Source organism: Sphingomonas sp. CL5.1 (assembly GCF_013344685.1).
Classification (GTDB): Bacteria; Pseudomonadota; Alphaproteobacteria; order Sphingomonadales; family Sphingomonadaceae; genus Sphingomonas.
On the sequence record NZ_CP050137.1, the window covers coordinates 645,071 to 664,983 of the forward strand.

The following is a 19,913-nucleotide window of genomic DNA, read 5'->3' on the forward strand; positions in this document are numbered from 1 at the left end:
TGCACGGGCGGGGCCGAAGCGAAGGGATATCCATGAACGACGACGAGGTGCTGGCCGAGTTCCGCGCGGCGGACGCGCTGCTCGAAGGGCATTTCATCCTCTCCTCCGGGCTGCGCAGCCCGCGCTACCTGCAATGCGCGCGCGTGCTGATGGACCCGCGACGCGGCGCGCGGCTGGCGGAGGCGCTCGCCGCGCGCATCCCGGCGGCGCTGCGCGCGCGGATCGGCGCGGTCGTCTCGCCGGCGATGGGCGGGGTGATCGCCGGGCATGAGATGGCGCGCGCGCTGGGCGTCGAGGCGATGTTCGTCGAGCGGCCGGCCGGCACGTTCGAGCTGCGGCGCGGCTTCCGCCTCGCGCCGGGACAGGAGGTGCTGATGATGGAGGACGTCGTCACCACCGGCCTGTCCAGCCGCGAGGCGATCAAGGCGATCGAGGCGGCGGGCGGCAAGGTGATCGCGGGCGCGGCGCTGGTCGATCGCTCGAACGGGACGGCGGACCTCGGCGTGCCGTTCTTCCCGCTGATCCGGCTCGACGTGCCGACCTATGCGGCTGACGCGCTGCCGCCGGCGCTGGCCGCGATCCCCGCGATCAAGCCGGGCAGCAGGGCGGCGGCGTGAGCGCCCGCCTGCGCCTCGGCGTCAACATCGATCACGTCGCGACCGTGCGCAACGCGCGCGGCGGCGCGGCGCCCGATCCGGTGCGCGCGGCGCTGCTCGCGGCGCGGGCGGGGGCGGACGGCATCACCGCGCACCTGCGCGAGGATCGCCGCCACATCACCGACGACGATATCGCGCGGCTCTCCGCCGACCTCTCGATCCCGCTCAATCTGGAGATGGCGGCGACCGGCGAGATGCTGGCAATCGCGCTGCGCCACCGCCCGCACGCCGCCTGCATCGTGCCGGAGAAGCGCGCCGAGCGGACGACCGAGGGCGGGCTGGACGCCGCCGGGCAATTCGATCACCTCGCGCCGATGGTGCGCGAGCTGGGCGCGGCGGGGGTGCGCGTCTCGCTGTTCATCGAGCCGGACGCGCGGCAAATCGAGGCGGCGGTGCGGCTCGCCGCGCCGGTGGTGGAGCTGCACACCGGCCGCTACGCCGAGCTGGCCGGCGAGGCGCGCACGGCGGAGCTGCGCCGGCTGACCGACGCGGCGGCGCTGGCGGCGAAGAACGGCATCGAGGTCCATGCCGGCCACGGCCTCACCTATGACAATGTCATCCCGGTCGCCGCGATCCCGCAGGTCCGCGAGCTGAACATCGGCCATTTCCTGATCGGCGAGGCGATCTTCGTCGGGCTGGCGGAGAGCGTCCGGCGGATGCGCGAGCTGATGGACGCGGCGCGGTGACGTTTTCCTTGATCGGCCGCACCACGTCAGCGGACCGACCGGCATGATCGTCGGCCTCGGCTCGGACCTGTGCAATATCGAGCGCATCCAGTCCTCGCTCGAACGGTTCGGCGAGCGGTTCGAGCAACGCGTGTTCACCGATATCGAGCGCGCCAAGGCGGCGAAGCGCCCCTTCACCCGCGCCGGCACCTATGCCAAGCGGTTCGCCGCCAAGGAGGCTTTCTCCAAGGCGGTCGGAACCGGATTCAAGCGCGGCGTGTTCATGCGCGACATCGGGGTGGTCAACGCAGCCTCGGGCGCACCGACGCTGGCCCTCGAAGGCGGCGCGAAAGCGAGGCTTGACGCGATGATCCCGGAGGGCCACGTCGCCCGCATCCACCTGACCCTCACCGACGATCACCCCTGGGCACAGGCGTTCGTGATCATCGAGGCGGTCCCAGCAGAGTGATTTCATGGCCGAGGAGCTGGCATTGACGAGCGAACCGCCGGCCGCGGAGGAGGCCGCCCCCCGTCGCGGAGTCGACTGGCGCGGCGAGCTGCGCGGCATGTTCTGGCTGATCCTCGCGGTGCTGGGCTTCCACAGCTTCATCGCCAAGCCCTTCTACATCCCCAGCGAATCGATGCTGCCGGGGCTGGAGGTGGGCGACCGGCTGGTCGTCTCCAAATATGCCTATGGCTGGTCGTTCGTGTCGCCGACCATCCCCGATCCGGTGGCGATCTTCGACAGCCTCGTGCTGCACAAGCCGGAGGATAGCTGGTCGGTGCAGCTTCCCTTCATCAAGGGCCGGCTGTGGGGCAAGATGCCGGAGCGCGGCGACGTGGTGATCGTCACCCCGCCGGGCCAGTCGAGCGATTACATCAAGCGCGTCATCGGCCTGCCCGGCGACACGCTGGAGGTGCGCGGCGGCGTGGTGATCCTGAACGGCAAGCCGGTCGCGCGCAGCGCCATCCACTATCGCGACCTGCCGGTGGACGCCAACGCCACCTGCGACCCGACGCAATATCCCGGCGCGCGCGTCACGCTGCCGAACGGCACCACCGTCTGCCGGCTGCCGATCGTCACGGAGACGCTGCCCAACGGCCGCCGCTACGACACGGTCGATCTGGAGCCGGACAGCCCCGGCGATTATTACCACGCCGGCAGCCCGATCACGATCCCCGCCGGCCATGTCTTCCTGATGGGCGACAACCGCGACCGTTCCGCCGACAGCCGCTTCGCGCTCGGCGGGTTCGAGCGCGGGCTGGGCGGGCCGGTGCCGTGGGAGAATCTGGGCGGGCGCGCGGAGTTCATCACCTTCTCGGTCGACGGCAACGCCACGCTCAATCCGCTGACCTGGTGGCATGCGCTGCGCCCCGGCCGCGCCGGCACCTCGCTCCATCCGGAGCAGGTGCGGTGAGCGCGTCGCGGGTGGAGGTCGTCGCCGGCGCCAGCCCGCACGAGGTCCGCAACCCCGAGACGCGCCGCGAGATCCGCCGCGCCGCCGTGTGGCTCGGCATGGCCTCGGCGATCGCGCTGGTCGTGCTGCTGATCCAGCCGCTGCTCATCATCTTCGCCGGGCTGGTGTTCGCCGCGCTGCTCGATGGCGGCGTCCGGCTGCTGGGCCGCGTGCTGCCGATCGCGCGCGGCTTGCGGCTGCTGATCGTCTGCCTGCTGACGATCGCCTTCCTCGTCGCGACCTTCTACATCGCCGGGGTCCAGATCGCCGATCAGGTGACGCAGCTCCGCTCCACCGTGGAGGTGCAGGGGATGCGCTTCGCGAGCTGGCTCTCCGCGCAGGGGCTGGTGCCCGGCGCGAACGACGTCTCCAGCATGGCGCGCGAGGCGCTGTCGTCGGTCGGGCGGCTCACCTCATGGGTCGGCACCGCGTTCGGCGCGCTGACCACGATGTTCATGATCATGGTGATCGGCCTGTTCGTGGCGATGGACCCCAAGGTCTATGATCGCGGGCTGCAATGGATGGTGCCGGAGGACAATCGCCGCGAATTCGCCATCACCGTGCAGGAGATGGGCAAGACGATGCGCCGGCTGCTCGCCGGGCGGCTGGTCGGCATGGCGGCGGAGGGCGTGTTCGTCGGCGTCGCGCTGGCGATCGCCGGGGTGCCGATGGCGCTGATCCTCGGCATCCTGACCGGGATGCTCGCCTTCATCCCCAATATCGGCGCGTTCATCTCCGGCGCGCTGACCATCGCGGTGGGCTTTTCGGCCGGGCTGCACACCGGCTTCGCGGCGATCGGCATCTATGTCGCGGTGCAATTGTTCGACGGCTACGTCATCATCCCGATGGTCGCCAAGCGCGCGGTGGACCTGCCGCCGGCGCTGACGCTCAGCGCGCAGATCCTCGCCAGCGCGCTGTTCGGCATCCTCGGCCTCGCGCTCGCCGATCCGATGACCGTGCTCATCAAGACCGCGATGGAGCGCCGCTCCGAGCACGTCGAGGACGAGGACGCCGCCGCGATGGACACGCCATGAAGATCACGCTGCATGACTATTGGCGCTCGTCGGCCGCCTATCGCGTCCGCATCTGCCTCAATCTCAAGCAGGTCCCGCACGACACCGTGGCGGTCAACCTGCTGGAGGGCGCGCAATCCGCCGCCGCGAACCGCGCGATCAACCCGCAGGGCCTCGTGCCGACCCTGGTGGTGGACGGCCGCGCCTTCACGCAGAGCCTCGCGATCATCGACTGGCTCGACGCGCGCTTCCCCGAACCGCCGCTGCTGTCGGGCGATCCCTTCGTCCGCGCCGACCAGCTCGCCCGCGCGCTGGTGATCGCCGCCGACATCCACCCGATCGACAACCTGCGCGTGCTCAAGCGGCTCGAATCGCAATTCGGCGCGGATCAGGCGGCCACGGCCGCCTGGTATGCGCACTGGATCGTCGAGGGGCTGGACGCGCTGGAGCGGATGGCGGGGGAAGGCCCGTTCCTGGGCGGCGATGCTCCCGATATCTCCGACGTGTGCCTTGTCCCGCAGCTCGCCAACGCGCGGCGCTTCAAGGTGCCGCTCGACCCGTGGCCGCGCCTTCGGGCGGCGGAAGCGGCGTGTCAGGCGCTGCCGGCGTTCCAGGCCGCCGCGCCGGAACAGGTGCGCCCGGCATGAGCGAATCGAACAGCGCCAGATAGCGCGGCACCGAATCCACGCCCGGCGGCGGCACCGGCACCGGGCGTGCGGCGGCCGGACCGAGCCATGCGTCGAGCGCCGCGACCAGCGCATCCCCGTCATGCGTCGGCACGATCGTGCCGAGCGCCGGCGCGGAGACGATCTCCGCCACCGCCGGCGATGAATCGGTGGTGACGACGGGCGTCCCGACCGACAGCGCCTCGCGCAAGACGCCCGGCACGCCTTCGTAATCGGAGGTCAGCGCCAGCACCGCGGCGGCGCGCATCGCCAGCAGCGGATCGGCGGCATGGCCGGGTAGGCGCAGGTCCACGCCGAGCGAGGCGGCGCGCGCCGCGATCGCCTCGCGCTCCTCGCCCTCGCCGAGGATGACGAGCGGCAGGCGCTCCGCGAGGCGCGGCATCGCGTCGAGCAGCCGGTCCCAGCGTTTCTGCCGCACCAGCCGGCCGACGCCGAGGATGTAGCGCGGCGGCAGGCTGGGCGGCGCTGACCCCGGCAGCGGCAGCGCGGGCGGATTGGGGATGACCGGCACGCGCCCGGCGTCGATTCGCGTCGTCTCGATCACGTCGCGCGCGCTCGCCTCGCTCATCGCGACGATGCGGTCGAGGAACCACGGATGGGCGCGCAGCCATGCCGCATGGCCCCGCGCGACCAGCGGCGGATAGTCCCCGCGCCGCATCGCGTTCGATACCTTGCCGACGATCGGCGGGCACGCGCGGCCGAGCCGCAGCCGCGTCCACAAGGCGATGCCGGTGTAATAGGAACCGGCGCAGAAGATCACGTCCGGCCGCGTTTCCCGCACGATACGCGGCACCGCGAACAGCGCGCGATACGTCCTCCCGCCCAGCGGCACCACCTCCAGCCCCGGCGGAATCTCGGCGGCGAGCGGCCCGTCGGCATCGCCGATCGCCAGCGTGACGCGCCGCCCCGCCTCGATCCACCCGCGCGCGAGCCGGAGCTGGGCACGCTCCACCCCGCCGCCTTCCAGCGTTTCGGCATAGGTAAAAATGTGTTTCGCGCGGTCCATCTTGCACCCTGCCATGCAACAGCCCAGATTCGCCCACAAGATTCCACAATCAGCCGCGAATGGGCCTACGGACCAAACTCACTCAGGACAACGCCGTGACGGAGCGGATTTTGGCGTCAGGCAAGGAGCAAGGAGGGAGCGATGCTCGAGCATCGTGATCGACGCGCGACGCCGCATGACGCCAAAAGCCGCCCGCCGCGAAGCGGTCGCCCGGAGAAGCCGGCTGGACGGCATCGCTTGCTTGCGCGTAGCCACCGCTACGCGGCTGCGCTACGCTTCTTGCCAGCCGGCTTCTCCGGGCGATCACGACGTTGTCCTGAGTGAGTTTGGTCCCTGTGCCCTGAATCGGGCGAACCGAAAGACAGCCTTGCCCGCCGGAGCCCCGCCCGAGATGCCCGCTACCGCCCTTGCGCCCGATCCGATCGTCGAACTCGCCGGGCTGGAGCCGGTGGAGACGATCAGGCGGCGCTGGCCGATGATCCTCGGCGGGCTGGTGACGCTGGCGATGATCGTCAGCCTCGGTTACGAGCTGCTCGGCTCCGGGCTGGCCGGGCTGCATCGCACCGTGCCGGCAAGCCCGTGGTTCTACCTTTGCTTCGCGGCGCTCTATTTCACCTTCCCGGTCGGCGACGTGCTGATCTTCCGCTATCTGTGGCGGATTCCGTGGCTCGGCGGGTTCATCGCGCTCAACAAGAAGCGGATCGCCAACGACGTGGTGCTGGGCTATTCGGGCGAAGCCTATTTCTACGCCTGGGCGCGCGCCAGGTCGCACATGATCGCCGCCCCGTTCGGCGCGGTGAAGGACGTGGGCATCCTTTCCGGTATCGCCGGCAATTGCGCGACGATCCTGCTCTGCGCCATCGCGCTGCCGCTCGGCTACCAGCTCATCCCGCCGCATATCCTGAAGGCGGTGGCGTGGTCCGGCGGCGTCACATTGTTCATCTCGGTGGCGATCGTCGCCTTCTCCAAGCGGGTCTTCTCGCTGCCGCGCCGGCAATTGTGGGCGATCTTCGCCATCCACGTCACGCGCATCGCGATCGGCTCGGTGCTGCTGGCCCTGTGCTGGCATTTCGCCATGCCGGACGTTTCGGTGGGCATGTGGCTGTTCCTTTCCGCCGGCCGGCTGCTCGTCTCGCGCCTGCCGTTCCTGCCGAACAAGGACCTGCTGTTCGCCAATTTCGCGATCATCATCATCGGGCAGGACCAGGCCCTGTCCGAGATGATCGCCTTCACCGCCGCATTCACCCTTCTCGTCCACGTCGTCGTCATCGCGGTGATCGGCGCCGGGACCGCACTCGCAAAGGCCCGCGAATGGTACGCTGCCGCCTGATCCCGTTCGTCGCGGCGCTCCTCCCGTTGCTCGCGCCGCTGGCCGCCGCCGCGCAGCCGGTCGGCGAGACCGACGCCTGCGTCAACGGCCCCGGCATCCGCGCCGAGATCGTCGGCATGAAGGACCGCCAGGGTTCGCTGAAGCTGGAGCTTTTCCCGGCGACGGAGCAGGATTTCCTCCGCGACGACCATGACTTGCTGGCCGAAGGCAAGGTGTTCCGCCGCGTCTGGGTCGCCACGCCGCACACCGGCCCGGTGGTGATGTGCATCCGCGTGCCGCATCCCGGCAGCTATGCGATCCTGTTCACCCACGACCGCGACGGGAAGAACAAGTTCAACTTCTGGACCGACGGCGCCGGCGTGCCGGGCAACCAGAAGCTCGGCCGGTCGCGCCCGAAGCTCGCCAACGCGCTGGTCAACGTCGGCAACGGCGTGACGACGGTGGTGATCCGCGCGCAATATCTCCACGGCTTCCCGCCCGCTTTCGGCCCGGTGGGCGAATAGGATGCGCATCGTCGACGTGAACGAGATCTACTCGCCCACCGGCGGGGGCGTGCGCACCTATATCGACCGCAAGATCGGCATCATGGCCGATCTGGGGCATGAGCTGATCGTGCTCGCCTGCGGCAAGGAGGAGCGGATCGAGGATCGCCCCGGCGGCGGCCGCATCCATTACGTGAAGTCGCCGCCGATCCCGTTCGACAAGAATTACGGCCTGTTCTGGGACCGCGACGCGATCACGCGCCTGCTCGACCATTACGACCCGGACGTGGTGGAGAATTGTAGCCCGTGGAAGCCGGCGTGGTTCGTCGGCGACTGGCAGGGCCGCGCGCTCAAATCCTATTTCATGCACAACGACAACATGGCCGCCTATGCCCAGCGCTGGTTCGAGGGCGTGGCGAGCGCGGAGCGGGTGGAGCGCGCCTTCGCCTGGTACACGCGCTACATGGCGCGCTTCCTCGACAAATACGATTGCGTCGTCACCAACGGGCCGGCGTTGCAGAAGCGGCTGACGGCGCGCGGCCTCAGGATCGACGCGGCCTTCCCGCTGGGGATCGAGCGGCAGCATTTCTCGCCGCGCTTCCGCGACGAGCGGCTGCGCCGCGCGCTGCTCGCGCAATGCGGGCTGCCGGAGGACGGGCTGCTGCTGTTCGGCGTCGGCCGCCATCATCGCGAGAAGCGCTGGGACATGGTCATCGACGCGGTGGAGCGCGCGGGCGCGCACCTGCCGGTCGGGCTGATCCTGATCGGCCACGGCAGCCAGACCCCGGCGCTGGAGCGGCGCGCGGCGGGCAGCCCGCACATCCGCCTGTTCAAGCCGGTCTATGACCGCGAGCGGCTCGCCAGCATCATGGCCAGCGCCGACGCCTGCATCCACGGCTGCGAGATAGAGACGTTCGGGCTGGTCGTGTCGGAGGCGCTGGCCTCGGGCGCGCCGCTGATCGTGCCGGACGAGGGCGGCGCGGCGGAAGTCGCCCGGCCCGCTTTCGCCGAAACCTATGCGGCGGGGGATGCCAAGGCCTGCGCCGCGGCGATCCGCCGCCTCGCCGGGCGCGACCAGCGCATCCTGCGCCGCGCCGCGACGGTCGCCGCCGGGCAGGTGGTCGACGACCGTCAGCACGCGCAGGCGCTGGTCGATTATTATGCGGCGCGGATCGCGCGCCGCGACGGCGCTCAGCGCAAGTCGGCGTAGCGCGACGGCACGCGCCCGCCGCGCGCGAAGGCGCGGAAGGTGCGGTCGATGCTCTCCAGCAGCCGGGGGACATGCGCGTCGCCGGGATGGACCGCGACGCGCACCACCTTCGCCGGCTGGAGCAGGCGGCGCAGCACGGCGGCGGCGGCGAGCGAGCTCAGCTGCCGCCCGTTGCTGCGGCTCGCCCAGGTGATGACCGGGCCGCGCGTCAGCACCCGGCCGCGCTCGACCGGGGACCAGACGCGGCCGTGGTTCTCCGCCAGCGCGAAGCCCGCCTCGCCCAGCGCCGCGAGCGCGCCGTCCGAATAGAGCCATGCCGGCGCGATGAATCCCGCCGCCGGTCGGCCGATGATATCCTCCACCAGCGCCTTGCCGCGCGTCATCCGGTCGAGCGCGGTCGCGTGGTCGAGGCCGAGGAACTCGCCCTCGCTCGCCGTCATGTGCCTGGCCTTGAGCGCGGCGATGCCGTGATGCTCGCTGGTGTCGCGGTGGAACCAGCCGTGGACGAACATCTCGACGCCCGTCTCGGCCCAGCCGCGCAGCCGCGTCGCGAACGGCGTTCCCTGCACCAGCGGCGCCTCGCCCCAGTGATCGGGCACCACCAGCATCGCGAGGCGCGGCCCGCCGAGATGGCCCGACAGCCGCTCCAGCAGCGCGTCCACCTCGCGCTCGGAACGCGGGCCGACATCGTGGATCGAGGCGAGCAGGCGCTTCATCGCCGCGCCATCCGGCCGGGCGGGTTCGGCACGTAAATCCCCATGTCCCCGCGCTCGTAAAGCAGGTGATAATGTCCTGCGATCAGAATCCTGACCGAATTCTCGTCGGTTCCCGGCGCCATGTTCCTCATTTCGATCGCGCTGTAATCGTGATTCACGATCGCGTCGCGGAAACGCTTCCTGAACTCACCCTGCGTCAGTTTCTGCCGGGTCGAGAAAAAATCCACCTCGAAATCCTTCCCCGCCCAATAGCATAAGGCGAGATCTTCGCAGGCGACCGGCCCAGGAATCGTCCTGATCCGGGAAACCATCGCGTCGACGGCCGCGACACCCGCCGCCTTGCCCCTGATCTCGCTGGCGCTCGCCACGGCGCCATAGGGAATCATGATCGCCGGCGGAAGCGCCAGCAGGAACCGGAAACGCCTTCCCCAGGCCGGCGGCGATCGCAGCGCGAGCGCGACCGGGCACGCGATCGACAGGAAGATCAGCATCTCGAAATAGGCATTGATATCGACGCCGCTGCCGCTGCCCTGGAGCACCCCCAGCAGCAGCGACACCCAGATTCCGATCACCAGCAGGCCGGCGCGGCGATCCCGTCGCCGCTCGCGCCACAACCGGCCCGAGCACATGATCATCGGAACGAAGAGAATGACCAACAGGGAATGGTGCAGCATCCTGCCGAGCGAATATGATCTTTTGAACTCGATCACCGATGCGATCATGTTTCCGTCGAACAGCAAGCCGTCCAGCGCGGCGATTGCGACGGCGGACAGCACCGCCAGCGCCAGACAGATGAGGAAGCCGCGGCGATCGAAAGAAAAAAGCCATATCGCGACCGACACGGGGATCGCAATTATATTGTGCTTCACCAGCACGCCGAGAAACATCATGAGGCAGAACAGCGCGATGGAAAGCAACGGCACCCGGTCGCCCGGCTTCTTCCACAGCAGCGCGAGCAGCCCGGCGGTCATGAACGCATGTCCCATCCATTGCGGATCGTCCATGGCGACATAAGAGCGAAAAACGGTGACGTTGCACAAAAGGAATATCAGGCACGCCAGCCAGCCGGCGGATTTCTCCTCCGGCACGATCCTCCTTGTCGCTGCAAGGACGGCCATGGCGACGGCGATCATCGAGACCAGCGACGCGATCCGCCCGGAAACGATGAGATCGCCGGATAATCCCGAGAAAAAGCTGACGACGTAAAAGGACAGGGGCGGGTAATTATTCGCCGTGAATCCGCTCGCGGGCGGATACAGCGCCCCTTTCCCCATCGCGGCGGCGGCCTGGAAGGCGTTCCACCCTTCATTGTAATCAAGCAGGACGGACGAAAATACGGTCCCCAGCCTGCCGAACGCCAGCAGCGCGACGACGAACCACGAGAGCAATACCAACCGCGTCGAAAATCCGCGATATATCATTGATACACTCTCTTTATTGTATCCGCAGAAGAAAGATGATGAACAACTGCGAGGATACGAGAATCAGGGATATCTTCGGGATTACTCCATTCTTGTTCACGATTGATAATATGCCGAATATTATTGATATAGACGTCAATATATCTATCGTATAATATTTGAATATTATGCTGCAAATTATATTTGCTATTGTCGATAATATCGACAGGATCCCAAGTATGTCATTGGGGTCTATTCTTTTCAATTCGTCCTTAATGTCGTCGTCTTCGCGATCCATGACGCAACCCCTCGATCATCACATCAACCAGCACGGCAACATCAATTCCGTCGAAGCCGCCTTATAATGCCTCCAGTATCGCATGCCAGCGCGCGGCGACCGCGTCCGCGCCATAGGCCGCCGCGAGATGCTCCCGGCCCGCCGCCAGCGCCGCCGCCGTCCCGTCCGACCATTGCCGGTATCGCTCCAGCCCGCCCTGCCAGTCGTCGAGCGCGATGAACGGCCGCAGCTCCTCATAGGAAGGGATCGCGTCCGCCACGACGCCCAGCCCCGCCAGCAACGCGGTCGCCGGGCGGTTGATCGTCTTGCCGGCGGTATAATCGTTCCGCTCCAGCGGGATCACCGCCACGCGGTGCCGCGCCAGCGCGATCGGCGCGCTCGCCAGCGTCCAGGGGACATAGGTGACCGGCACCGGCCAGCGGCGCCGCGCGGCGCGGTAGCCCAGCCAGTCGTTGCTGATGATGGTGAGCGTCGCCGGATGGGCGAAGCGCCCCAGCTCGCGCGCCGCCGCGCCGATATGGGCGTAGCCGGAAGCCTGCCCGAGGCTCTTGCCGAACCATACGCAATGCAGCGCGCCGGCGTGCCGGGCGTGGAACCGCCGCAGGCTGGCGAGCGCCGCGCGCTCGGCGAGCGACAGCGGCAGCGCGGGCGGCGGGTCGATATCCAGCACGTCGGGGATCACCGTCACCGGCGCCGTCAGGCCGGGCACCTCCTCCGCGATCTGCCCGGCCAGCGTCGCGGTGGAGAAGGTGAGGCGGGTCGCGAGTCCGAGCATCTCGCGCAGGCGGGCGACCCGCGCGCCGCTGGCATGGCCGGCGCGCTGCGCGGCGAACAGATTGTCGCAAAGATCGACTATCACCTCTCGCCCCCCACCCCGCGCGCCCCGCGCCGCGGCCACCGCCGCGGGCGAATGCGATTTGGAGAAGATGATCGCGGCATAGTCGCGCCCCGCCTGATATTGCTCGATCGCCACGCCCCGCCGGCGCAGCGCGTCGAGCGGCGCGAACAATCGATAACGGATCGACGCCAGCCGCCTGTCGTAACTGTCGGCATGCCAGGCGAAACGGGCGGTCATCCTTTCCTCCGGCGATAGACCGAAATGATCTCGTCCCCCATCGGCAGCCGGGCGACCAGCCAGTAATGCCCGCCGATCACCGCCATGACGCGGCGGCGCGCTTCCGCTCGCTCCCCCGACGCCGGCGGGCGCATCGTGATGACGTCCGGCCCCCGCGCGAGGATGCGATCGATCTCGGCAAGCTGATCGACGCCGACCGCCCCCGCCTCGTGCGCGAGATAGAGGTGCCCCGGAAACATCCAGCGCGAACAGGCGGGCCGCCCGGTCGACGCGTACAGCATCGGCGTGCCCGAATAGACGTACAGGCATCCGCGTCCATGTCCGATGGCGTCGGTCGATGCCGCGAACTGCGCGGTCGTGCCGCGTCCGGCGATATTGCCGATCACCACGCCCTCGCCCGCCACCGCGACCAGCAGCAGGATCGCCGCGCTCCAGCGCTTGCGCACCCGCCCGAGGAACGGCGCCGCCGCCACCGTGCCGGGCAGAAACGCGGGCAGCGCATAATGCAGGTACCAGTCGCCGAACACGATGATCGCGCCGAGCGATACCGCGAACCACGCGAGCACGAAGCGGCGAGCCGGCGCCGCGCCGCGCCCCGCCACCGCCATCCCGATCAGCGGGGCAAGCAACAGCGAGATATGCAGGAGATTGCCCGCCCGCACCGTCCACGGATCGGCCTTTCGCGCCGCGATCGAGAAGAAATTGGCGTAGCCGAAGGCAGCGCCCTGCCCGATCGCGGCATAATAGCCGGCCGCGGCGGCGGTTGGCAGCAGCGCGATCGACGCCAGGACCGCGCCTTGCGCCGCGACCCGCGCCGCCGCCACGCCGCGCGCGTGCAGCCGCCACATGATCCACAGGCCGAAGAACATGCCTTCGAACACGACGCTGTATTTGATCTGAAGCGCGATGCCGACGAGCAGCATCGCCATCGCGTCCGGCGCGAACCGGCGCCGTTCGTTGGCGAGGATCAGCGCGGCGGCGCCCGCCATCGGCAGGTTATGGAGAACCCCCGCCTGCCCGCCCTGCCCGCCCGCCAGGTTCAGCCACAGGATATAGGCGATGCCGGCGAGCAGCGCGCCCCGGTCCGGCGCGATGCGGCGCGCCATATGGACGACGAGGAACGCCGTCGCCACCACCGCCGCCAGCGCCATCGCCTGATAGGCCCAGACGCCCCAGCGGAAGGGGAGCGCCGCCGGCGGCATATAGAGCAGGAACAGGCCCACCGGCTTCCTGTCCCATATGTCGAGATAGGGGATCGCCCCGCCCCACATCGCCCGCGCGACGGTGAAATAGAAATCCTCGTCGACATGGACGTTCGGATTGCCGAAGGTCGCCGCCCGCGCCACGATCGCGACGGCGAGCAGCAGGATCAGGCAACGGCCGGCGGGCAACGCGCGTTTCAGAGGTCCTCCGCCTTCATCCGCACGATCGGCTGGGTCGGCACATGCGCGGCCATGCGGGAGAGCAGCTCGTCCAGCGTCTCGGACACGATCAGCAGGTCACGATGCTGCGGCCGCAGGAAGCCGACCGTCGCCATCTTCGCCCAGAAGGCGACGAGATCGTCGTAATAGCCCATCGTGTTGAGCAGCCCGACCGGATCGCTGTGATAGCCGAGCTGCGCCCACGACAGCGCCTCCCACAATTCGTCCATCGTGCCGGTGCCGCCGGGGATGGTGACGAAGCCGTCGGCGATGTCGGTGAACGCCTTCTTGCGCTCGTGCATGCCGGGCACGACGTGCAGCTCGGTCAGTCCGCGATGCGCCACCTCGGCATCGACCAGCGCCTGCGGGATCACCCCGATCACCTCGCCGCCCGCCGCCAGCGCCGCATCGGCGACCGCGCCCATCAGCCCGAGCCGGCCGCCGCCATAGACGAGGCCGATGCCCCGCTCGGCCAGCCCGCGCCCCACCGCGCGGGCGGTCTCGAGATAGACAGGATCGGCCGGGGTGGCCGAGCCGCAATAGACCGCGAGACGCTTCATGGGATCAACCTGCTGGGACGAACCGCGCTAGCGAAAGAGCGCCGGCACCTCAAGTTCCTCGATCAGCCGCGCCCCAGCATCAGGTCCGCCGTCGCCCTGGCGCTGCTCATCACGCCCGGCAATCCCGCGCCCGGATGCGTCGCGGCGCCGACGAAATAGAGGTTGGCGATGGCGTCGTCGCGATTGTGGACGCGGAACCAGCCGCTCTGCATGGGCAATGGCTCCGGGCCGAAGACGCTGCCGAGATGCGCGTGGAGATCATGCGCGAAATCGGCCGGGGCGAGGCTGAACCGCGTCTCGATCCGCCCGTGCACGTCGGGGATCAGCCGCCGCCCGATCTCATCGAGCACGCGCCGCTCCATGATCGGGGCGATGCGGCCCCAGTCCTCGGGGAACCGGCCGAGGTGCGGCACCGGGACGAGCGCCTGGAACGTCGAGCATCCCTCCGGCGCGAGCGACGGATCGGTGATGCTCGGATGCGCGAGCGCGATCGGGAAATCGGGCGAGAGGATGCCGTGGTCGTAGATGTCGGCGAGCTGCTCGCGATAGCGCGGGCCGAACAGCACCATATGGTGCGGGATGCCCGGCCACGTCCCCCTGATCCCGAAATGCAGGACGAACAGCGAGGGCGAGTAGCGCCTGCGCGCCAGCCGCTCCGCCCCGCGCCGCGCCGCCGCCGATCCGGTCAGCAGGTCGCGATAGCTATGGACCGCGTCGCTGTTCGCCGCGAGCATCGCGCAATCGGCGCGCCAGCCGCTCGCCGTCTCCACCGCCGTCACGCGGTCGCCGAGCGTCTCGATCCGCACGGCCGCGTCGCCCAGCCGGATCGTCCCGCCCAGCCGCCCGAACAGCGCCGCCATCGCCGCGACCAGCCGATTGGTGCCGCCGCGCACGCTCCACAAGGCGCCCGGCGGGAGCCACGGGGCATGGATCGCGCTCGCCGTCATCGGATTGCCGCCGGCGAGCAAGGCGTGGAACGACAGCGCCTGCCGCAGCTTCTCGTTGCGCACGAAGCGCGACACGATGGAATAGACCGGGCGCCACGCCTGATATTTCGTCAGCAGCGGCGCCGCCCGCGCCATCGCGCCGAGATCGGCGAAGGCATTGTCGCCGAACTCGCGCCGCGCGCGCGCCGCATGATCGAGCAGGCGCGTGTAGCCCGCGATATCCGCCCGATCGAGCTTGCCGATCTCGGCGCGCACGCTCGCATCGTCGCCGCCGAGATCGATATTCGTCCCATCGGGCCAGTTGAAGCGGCAGGGGGAGACCGGATCGAGCGTCACATCGGCGGCCATCTCCTGCCCGCTCAGCGCCCATAACGCCGCGAAGGCATCCGGGTCGGTGATCGCGGTGGGGCCGGTATCGAACGTATAGCCGTCGCGCCGCCGGAACCCGGCGCAGCCGCCGGGCTGGTCGCGCGCCTCGACGATCGTCGTCGCCACCCCCGCCGATTGCAGCCGGATGGCGAGCGCCAGCCCGCCCAATCCGGCCCCGATCACCACCGCCGTCGTCACGCCATCCGTCTCGCCACCCCTACCGCGCGCCAGAAGGGCACGGGCGGCCTGCCCCTAAGCGCCCGCGTCTTGTCCGAAAAGGTGGAACGTGCGGCATGGAAGCGCGAGATCACCCCCGGCGACAGGCGATGGAGATGCTCGAACACGCGATAGCGCGCGTCCGGGTCGGCGGCGCGGAACAGCATCGCGGAGACCAGCCGGTAGAAGCGCCGCTCGTCCCACATCGTCCGCGCATGGTCGTGGGTCAGCGCGTGGAGCGCCTCGCCCGACAGGTCGTCCGCCGCCGCGATCCGCACCGCGAGACGCACCGCGTCAGGCAGCGAATCGCCGGTGGTCGGGTGGAACAGCCCGGCGCGCGTCCCCGCCTTGGCGACGCGCGCGCCACCCGCGCGCCAGTAGGTCTCGAAATCGCCGCCGATCGCCACCGGCAGCGCGCCGCGCTCCTCGCGCACCGTATCGCCGACGCGCCAGCCGCGATTCCCGGCATAGCCCTCGATCCGCCGCCCGAGCGCGCCGGCGTTCACATTGGCGGTGTCGCTGTAATAGCCGTCCTCGACGAACAGCCGCGTCGGCGACAGCGGCAGGCAGGAGACGAAGCGGAAGCCGTCATGCTGCGTCACGGTCGCGTCCATCAGCATCGGGCGTTCGAGGCCATGCCCGTCCGGCACCTCCAGCTCGCGCCCGACGAACTTGCGCCAGCCGAGATCGAGCGCGGAGGGATCGCCGACGCCGCGCGCGTCGATCACCCCCTTCGCCTCGATCCGCTCGCCGCCGACGAACGAGACGCTGGTCGCGGTGACGCTCTGCGCCTTGCGCCCGGTCATCACCGCCGATTCGGGCAGCCGCGCGCGCGCCACCAGGTCGAGCCGCGCGGCCTCGATCGCATAGCAGGGCTGGCGGAGCGTCCGCGCGCGCACGGGGAAGGCGACCTCATATTCGGGCCATGCGTGGCGGACGAGCGGGGTGAGCAGCCAGCGATCCTCCCGCGCCACATCGGCGTCGAGGAACGACCGGAGCCGGTTGCCGCCGATCGTCTCGCCCGCCTCGATCAGCAGCAGCGACAGATCGGGGCGTTTTTCCGCGAGCGCCAGCGCGATCAGCGATCCGGCCAAGCCGCCGCCGACGATCGCCACGTCGCAACCGTGGATTTCCGCCATTCCGGCGGCGTAGCGAATCGCGCGCACGGGCGAAAGAGCGGGAAAATCGCGCGCGGCCCGGATCGGGACGGTCGTTCCCGCGAAAGCGGCGATGCGATTCCGGCTCGAACGATCCGGGCGAGCCGGTTATGCGGGCGGGCTGATCCTTGGCGGCAATGGGCGGGCGTGGCGCCGTCCCGTCGCCGCGACGGACCCGAATGCAGGCTCATCGGTTGAAGCCGTGGAAACGAGAGGGGAATTTCATTTGCGCGCCTTCCATCCGATCATTCTCGCCGGCATGTTCGCCGCGACGCCCGCGCTGGCGCAGCAGGCCGCCGGCCCGTCCGACGAGGATCTCGCGCGCGACAGCGTGACGGTGGGCATCGCCGCCAGCTACATGACCGATTACGAGGGCGCCGACCATTATTCCTTCTTCCCGCTGCCCGGCGCGATCGGCTCGGTCGGCGGGCACAGCTTCACGGTGATCGGCAACCGCGCCAGCCTCGATCTCATCCGCAACGAGCCGGGGCCGCGCTGGGACGTACAGCTCGGCCCGATCGCGGTGGTCAACTTCAACCGCAACAGCCGCGGCGCGATCAACGATCCGCAGGTGCGCGCGCTGCCCAAACGCGGGCTGGCGGTGGAACTGGGCGGCTATGTCGGGATCGGCAAGACCGGCGTCGTCACCAGCCCCTATGACAAATTGTCGGTCTCGGTCAGTTATCGCCATGACGTTACCGGCGTGCACGACAGCGCGATCGTCGCGCCGACCGTCAACTACATGACCCCGCTGAGCCGCAAGACGGCAGTCGCGCTGTTCGTGTCGGCCGAGCATGTCGGGCGGGGCTACATGCGGACCTATTTCGACGTCACGCCGGCGGACAGCCTGGCGAGCGGCCTGCCGGTGTACAGCGGGCGCGGCGGGTGGAAGAGCTGGACGGCGGGGGCGGTCGGCACCGTCTCGATCTCGGGCGATCTGCTGCGCGGCTGGAAGCTGGTCGGCGGCGTCACCTATCGCCGGATGCTCGGCGACGCGGCACAAAGCCCGCTGGTCAGCGATGTCGGCTCGCCGAATCAGTGGCTTGGCGCGCTCGGCGTCGCCTATACTTTCTGATCGGCCGCAATCGGGAAGCGACAGGCGGGCGATCAGCGCTTATGGCCACGCGGTCGCGATTCTGTCGATTCGTTCAGCTTGGCGACAGCGAAACACTTTAGGTCGCGATTTTGCCCGACGGAGACCGGGCGGGTTCAGGAAGGAAGGCAGCGATGACGCAGGACGAGCGACTTGTCGGGACGCCCGGAACGCCCCCCGAAACGGCCGAAGCGCGCAGCGATGACCGTCGCGCCTTCTTCGCCGCCGCGATCGGCGCGGCCGCGATCGGCGCGGGCGCGTTCCTCTTCGCCGATCCGCTTTCGGCGCAGACCCTCACCGACGCGGACGTGCTGAACTTCGCGCTGAACCTCGAATATCTCCAGGCGAATTATTACGGCTATGCCTCGGGCGGCGCGGGCCTCGCCACCGCCGACACGCAGAGCGGCGCCGCCACGCCGACGCCGGGCGGCTCGGTCACGCCGGGGCGGCAGGCGAGCTTCTCCGATGCGATCGTCGGGGCCTACGCCAAGGAAATGGCCGCCGACCAGCTCGCGCAGGTCCGCTTCCTGCGCACCCAGCTCGGCACCTCGGCGGTGGCGCAGCCGGCGATCGATCTCGGCTATTCCTCCACCAGCGCGTTCAGCCTAATGGCACAGAATGCCGGGCTGGTCGGCTCGGGAGTCGCGTTCGATCCCTATGCCTCCGGTGCCAATTTCCTGCTCGGCGCGTTCTTCCTGCAGGATATCGCGGTCAGCGCCTATCAGGGGATGGTCTCGCTCCTGACGAGCCAGAGCTATCGCGAGGCGGTCGGGGGGCTGATGGCGACCGAGGCCTATCACGCCGCGCTGGTGCGCACGACGCTGTACCAGAAGAGCGTCGCGACCCCCGCGCTGCTCGATCAGGTCAACACGATCTCCAATTACCGCGACAGCCTCGACGGCGGCAGCGACGACGATCAGGGCATCAGCCCGGTCGGCTCGGTGGCGAACATCGCGCCGGTGGACAGCAACGGCAACACCTTCCCGCGGGCGAGCGGCGCGGTGCTCAACCTCCTGTTCCTCACCCGCGTCTCCACCAACAAGGGCGGCTTCTTCCCCGGTGGCGTGAACGGCAACATCACGACGAGCGCCGCGAGCTGACGGACGCGCCCCGGCGCCTCCGCCCCCGCTCTTCAGGATTCACAGGAATATCGTCATGATCGACCAGGAAAAGATCGCCACCGTCCTCGACGCCGCCGCGCTGCGCAGCGCGGAGCGCCGCCGTTTCCTCAGCCTCGTCGGGCGCGGCGGCGCCGCTGCCGGGGGCCTCGCGCTGCTTTCGGCGTGCGGCGGCAGCAGTTCGGGATCGGCCACGCCGACGCCCACGCCGACCGCGACCTCCACCAGCAGCACCGAGGCGGCGGACATCTCGATCCTCAATTATGCGCTGAACCTCGAATATCTTTCGGCGCAATATTTCTCCTGGGCCGCGCAGGGCAGCGGGCTGCCGGCAAGCGACACCAGCGGCACCGGCACGGCGGGCAGCGTCACCGGCGGGACGCAGGTGACCTTCGCCGACCCGATCGTCGCCGCCTGCGCGCGCGAGATCGCGCGCGACGAGCGGGCACATGTCGAATATCTCCGCGCGCAGCTCGGCTCCTCGGCGGTGGCGATGCCGGCGATCGACATCTCGAACGCCTTCGCCGCGCTCGGGCAGCTTGCCGGCGTGGCGAGCTTCAACCCTTATGCCTCCGACGAGAATTTCCTCTACGGCGCCTTCATCCTGAAGGACGTGATCGTCACCGCATACAAGGGGCTGGCTCCACTGGTCGGCACCCCGGCGTGGATCGCGGGCGTCGCGGGCATCCTGGGCGCCGAATCCTATCACGCCGGCCTGATCCGCACCCTGCTCTACCAAAAGGGTTTCACCGTCACGCCGACCAAGTTCAGCGATGCGCGCGACGGGCTGGACGGCTCGACCGACCTCGACCAGGGCATCGCGGGGGCGGACACCTCGATCTCGAACGTGGCGCCGGTGGACGGCAACGGCATCGTTTACAGCCGCTCGACCGGGCAGGCGCTCAACATCTTCTTCCTCAACAAGGCGGCGGCGACCTCCGGCGGGTTCTTCCCGTCGGGCGTGAACGGCACGGTCAACGCCAGCGCCGCCAGCGGCTGATCCGGCGGCGGCGCTGGACGCCGCCGTCACAACGCTCT

The 19,913-nt window shown here is 69.3% G+C and carries 20 protein-coding genes; 12 read left to right on the forward strand and 8 right to left on the reverse strand.

Translation table 11 applies throughout. From position 1 onward, the window contains the following. Positions 1–32: 32 nt before the first annotated feature. The 6 genes from pyrE to maiA are packed head-to-tail and all read left to right on the forward strand — an operon-like array spanning position 33 to position 4,438. Positions 33–617, forward strand: a complete 585-nt coding sequence (pyrE, locus tag F9288_RS03210) for an orotate phosphoribosyltransferase (RefSeq protein WP_174835233.1) — start codon at positions 33–35, stop codon at positions 615–617. Continuing rightward, the gene (locus F9288_RS03215) at positions 614–1,342 is read left to right on the forward strand and encodes a pyridoxine 5'-phosphate synthase (protein WP_174835234.1); all 729 of its coding nucleotides are present in this window, start codon (positions 614–616) and stop codon (positions 1,340–1,342) included. Before pyrE ends, F9288_RS03215 begins: the two co-directional genes overlap by 4 nt. Positions 1,343–1,385: 43 nt before the next feature. Next, the gene (gene acpS, locus F9288_RS03220) at positions 1,386–1,790 is read left to right on the forward strand and encodes a holo-ACP synthase (RefSeq protein ID WP_174835235.1); all 405 of its coding nucleotides are present in this window, start codon (positions 1,386–1,388) and stop codon (positions 1,788–1,790) included. A gap of 4 nt (positions 1,791–1,794) precedes the next feature. Then, positions 1,795–2,739 carry a signal peptidase I gene (lepB, locus tag F9288_RS03225; protein WP_174835236.1) on the forward strand — a complete coding sequence of 315 codons (945 nt, stop codon included), beginning with the start codon at positions 1,795–1,797 and terminating at the stop codon, positions 2,737–2,739. Then, the gene (locus tag F9288_RS03230; protein WP_254621053.1) at positions 2,736–3,812 is read left to right on the forward strand and encodes an AI-2E family transporter; all 1,077 of its coding nucleotides are present in this window, start codon (positions 2,736–2,738) and stop codon (positions 3,810–3,812) included. The genes lepB and F9288_RS03230 overlap by 4 nt, the downstream gene beginning before the upstream one ends. After that, positions 3,809–4,438, forward strand: coding sequence for a maleylacetoacetate isomerase (gene maiA, locus F9288_RS03235; RefSeq protein WP_174835237.1), 630 nt, complete (start codon positions 3,809–3,811; stop codon positions 4,436–4,438). Before F9288_RS03230 ends, maiA begins: the two co-directional genes overlap by 4 nt. On the opposite strand, the gene F9288_RS03240 is transcribed toward maiA, so the two are convergent. Then, positions 4,332–5,483, reverse strand: coding sequence for a glycosyltransferase (locus F9288_RS03240; protein WP_174835238.1), 1,152 nt, complete (start codon positions 5,481–5,483; stop codon positions 4,332–4,334). The two genes, maiA and F9288_RS03240, sit on opposite strands and share 107 nt — an antisense overlap. A 391-nt stretch (positions 5,484–5,874) precedes the next feature. On the opposite strand from F9288_RS03240, the gene F9288_RS03245 reads away from it, so the two are divergent. Genes F9288_RS03245 through F9288_RS03255 form a run of 3 tightly spaced genes read left to right on the forward strand, consistent with a single transcriptional unit; the run spans position 5,875 to position 8,505 of the window. Next, a complete protein-coding gene (locus F9288_RS03245) occupies positions 5,875–6,813 on the forward strand; it encodes a hypothetical protein (protein WP_174835239.1) in 939 nt (312 codons plus the stop codon). Next, on the forward strand, positions 6,795–7,316 hold the full coding sequence (locus F9288_RS03250) for a DUF2141 domain-containing protein (protein WP_174835240.1): 522 nt from the start codon (positions 6,795–6,797) through the stop codon (positions 7,314–7,316). The genes F9288_RS03245 and F9288_RS03250 overlap by 19 nt, the downstream gene beginning before the upstream one ends. 1 nt (position 7,317) lies before the next feature. Continuing rightward, positions 7,318–8,505: a glycosyltransferase gene (locus F9288_RS03255; protein ID WP_174835241.1), complete on the forward strand. Its 1,188-nt coding sequence runs from the start codon at positions 7,318–7,320 to the stop codon at positions 8,503–8,505. Here the strand turns inward: F9288_RS03255 and F9288_RS03260 are convergent. The 7 genes from F9288_RS03260 to crtY all read right to left on the reverse strand — a co-directional run bounded on the left by F9288_RS03260 (position 8,487) and on the right by crtY (position 16,673). After that, positions 8,487–9,221, reverse strand: a complete 735-nt coding sequence (locus F9288_RS03260) for a DUF2334 domain-containing protein (RefSeq protein ID WP_174835242.1) — start codon at positions 9,219–9,221, stop codon at positions 8,487–8,489. The genes F9288_RS03255 and F9288_RS03260 overlap by 19 nt on opposite strands. Further along, on the reverse strand, positions 9,218–10,642 hold the full coding sequence (locus F9288_RS03265; RefSeq protein ID WP_174835243.1) for a glycosyltransferase family 39 protein: 1,425 nt from the start codon (positions 10,640–10,642) through the stop codon (positions 9,218–9,220). Before F9288_RS03265 ends, F9288_RS03260 begins: the two co-directional genes overlap by 4 nt. A 338-nt stretch (positions 10,643–10,980) precedes the next feature. Next, positions 10,981–11,994, reverse strand: a complete 1,014-nt coding sequence (locus F9288_RS03270) for a hypothetical protein (RefSeq protein ID WP_174835244.1) — start codon at positions 11,992–11,994, stop codon at positions 10,981–10,983. Next, positions 11,991–13,385: a hypothetical protein gene (locus F9288_RS03275; RefSeq protein WP_254621054.1), complete on the reverse strand. Its 1,395-nt coding sequence runs from the start codon at positions 13,383–13,385 to the stop codon at positions 11,991–11,993. Before F9288_RS03275 ends, F9288_RS03270 begins: the two co-directional genes overlap by 4 nt. A gap of 8 nt (positions 13,386–13,393) precedes the next feature. After that, a complete protein-coding gene (locus F9288_RS03280) occupies positions 13,394–13,975 on the reverse strand; it encodes a TIGR00730 family Rossman fold protein (protein WP_174835245.1) in 582 nt (193 codons plus the stop codon). 62 nt (positions 13,976–14,037) lie between these two features. Continuing rightward, positions 14,038–15,489 (reverse strand): phytoene desaturase family protein, encoded by a 1,452-nt coding sequence (crtI, locus tag F9288_RS03285; RefSeq protein WP_174835246.1) that lies wholly within the window; start codon positions 15,487–15,489, stop codon positions 14,038–14,040. Further along, positions 15,486–16,673: a lycopene beta-cyclase CrtY gene (gene crtY, locus F9288_RS03290; protein WP_254621055.1), complete on the reverse strand. Its 1,188-nt coding sequence runs from the start codon at positions 16,671–16,673 to the stop codon at positions 15,486–15,488. The genes crtI and crtY overlap by 4 nt, the downstream gene beginning before the upstream one ends. 217 nt (positions 16,674–16,890) lie before the next feature. Between crtY and F9288_RS03295 the strand changes: the two genes are divergently transcribed. From F9288_RS03295 to F9288_RS03305, 3 genes are all read left to right on the forward strand, one after another. After that, the gene (locus tag F9288_RS03295; protein ID WP_368076200.1) at positions 16,891–17,739 is read left to right on the forward strand and encodes a MipA/OmpV family protein; all 849 of its coding nucleotides are present in this window, start codon (positions 16,891–16,893) and stop codon (positions 17,737–17,739) included. A gap of 152 nt (positions 17,740–17,891) precedes the next feature. Further along, a complete protein-coding gene (locus F9288_RS03300; RefSeq protein WP_174835247.1) occupies positions 17,892–18,857 on the forward strand; it encodes a ferritin-like domain-containing protein in 966 nt (321 codons plus the stop codon). Between the two features lie 55 nt (positions 18,858–18,912). Beyond that, positions 18,913–19,875, forward strand: coding sequence for a ferritin-like domain-containing protein (locus tag F9288_RS03305; protein WP_174835248.1), 963 nt, complete (start codon positions 18,913–18,915; stop codon positions 19,873–19,875). Positions 19,876–19,913 lie beyond the last annotated feature (38 nt).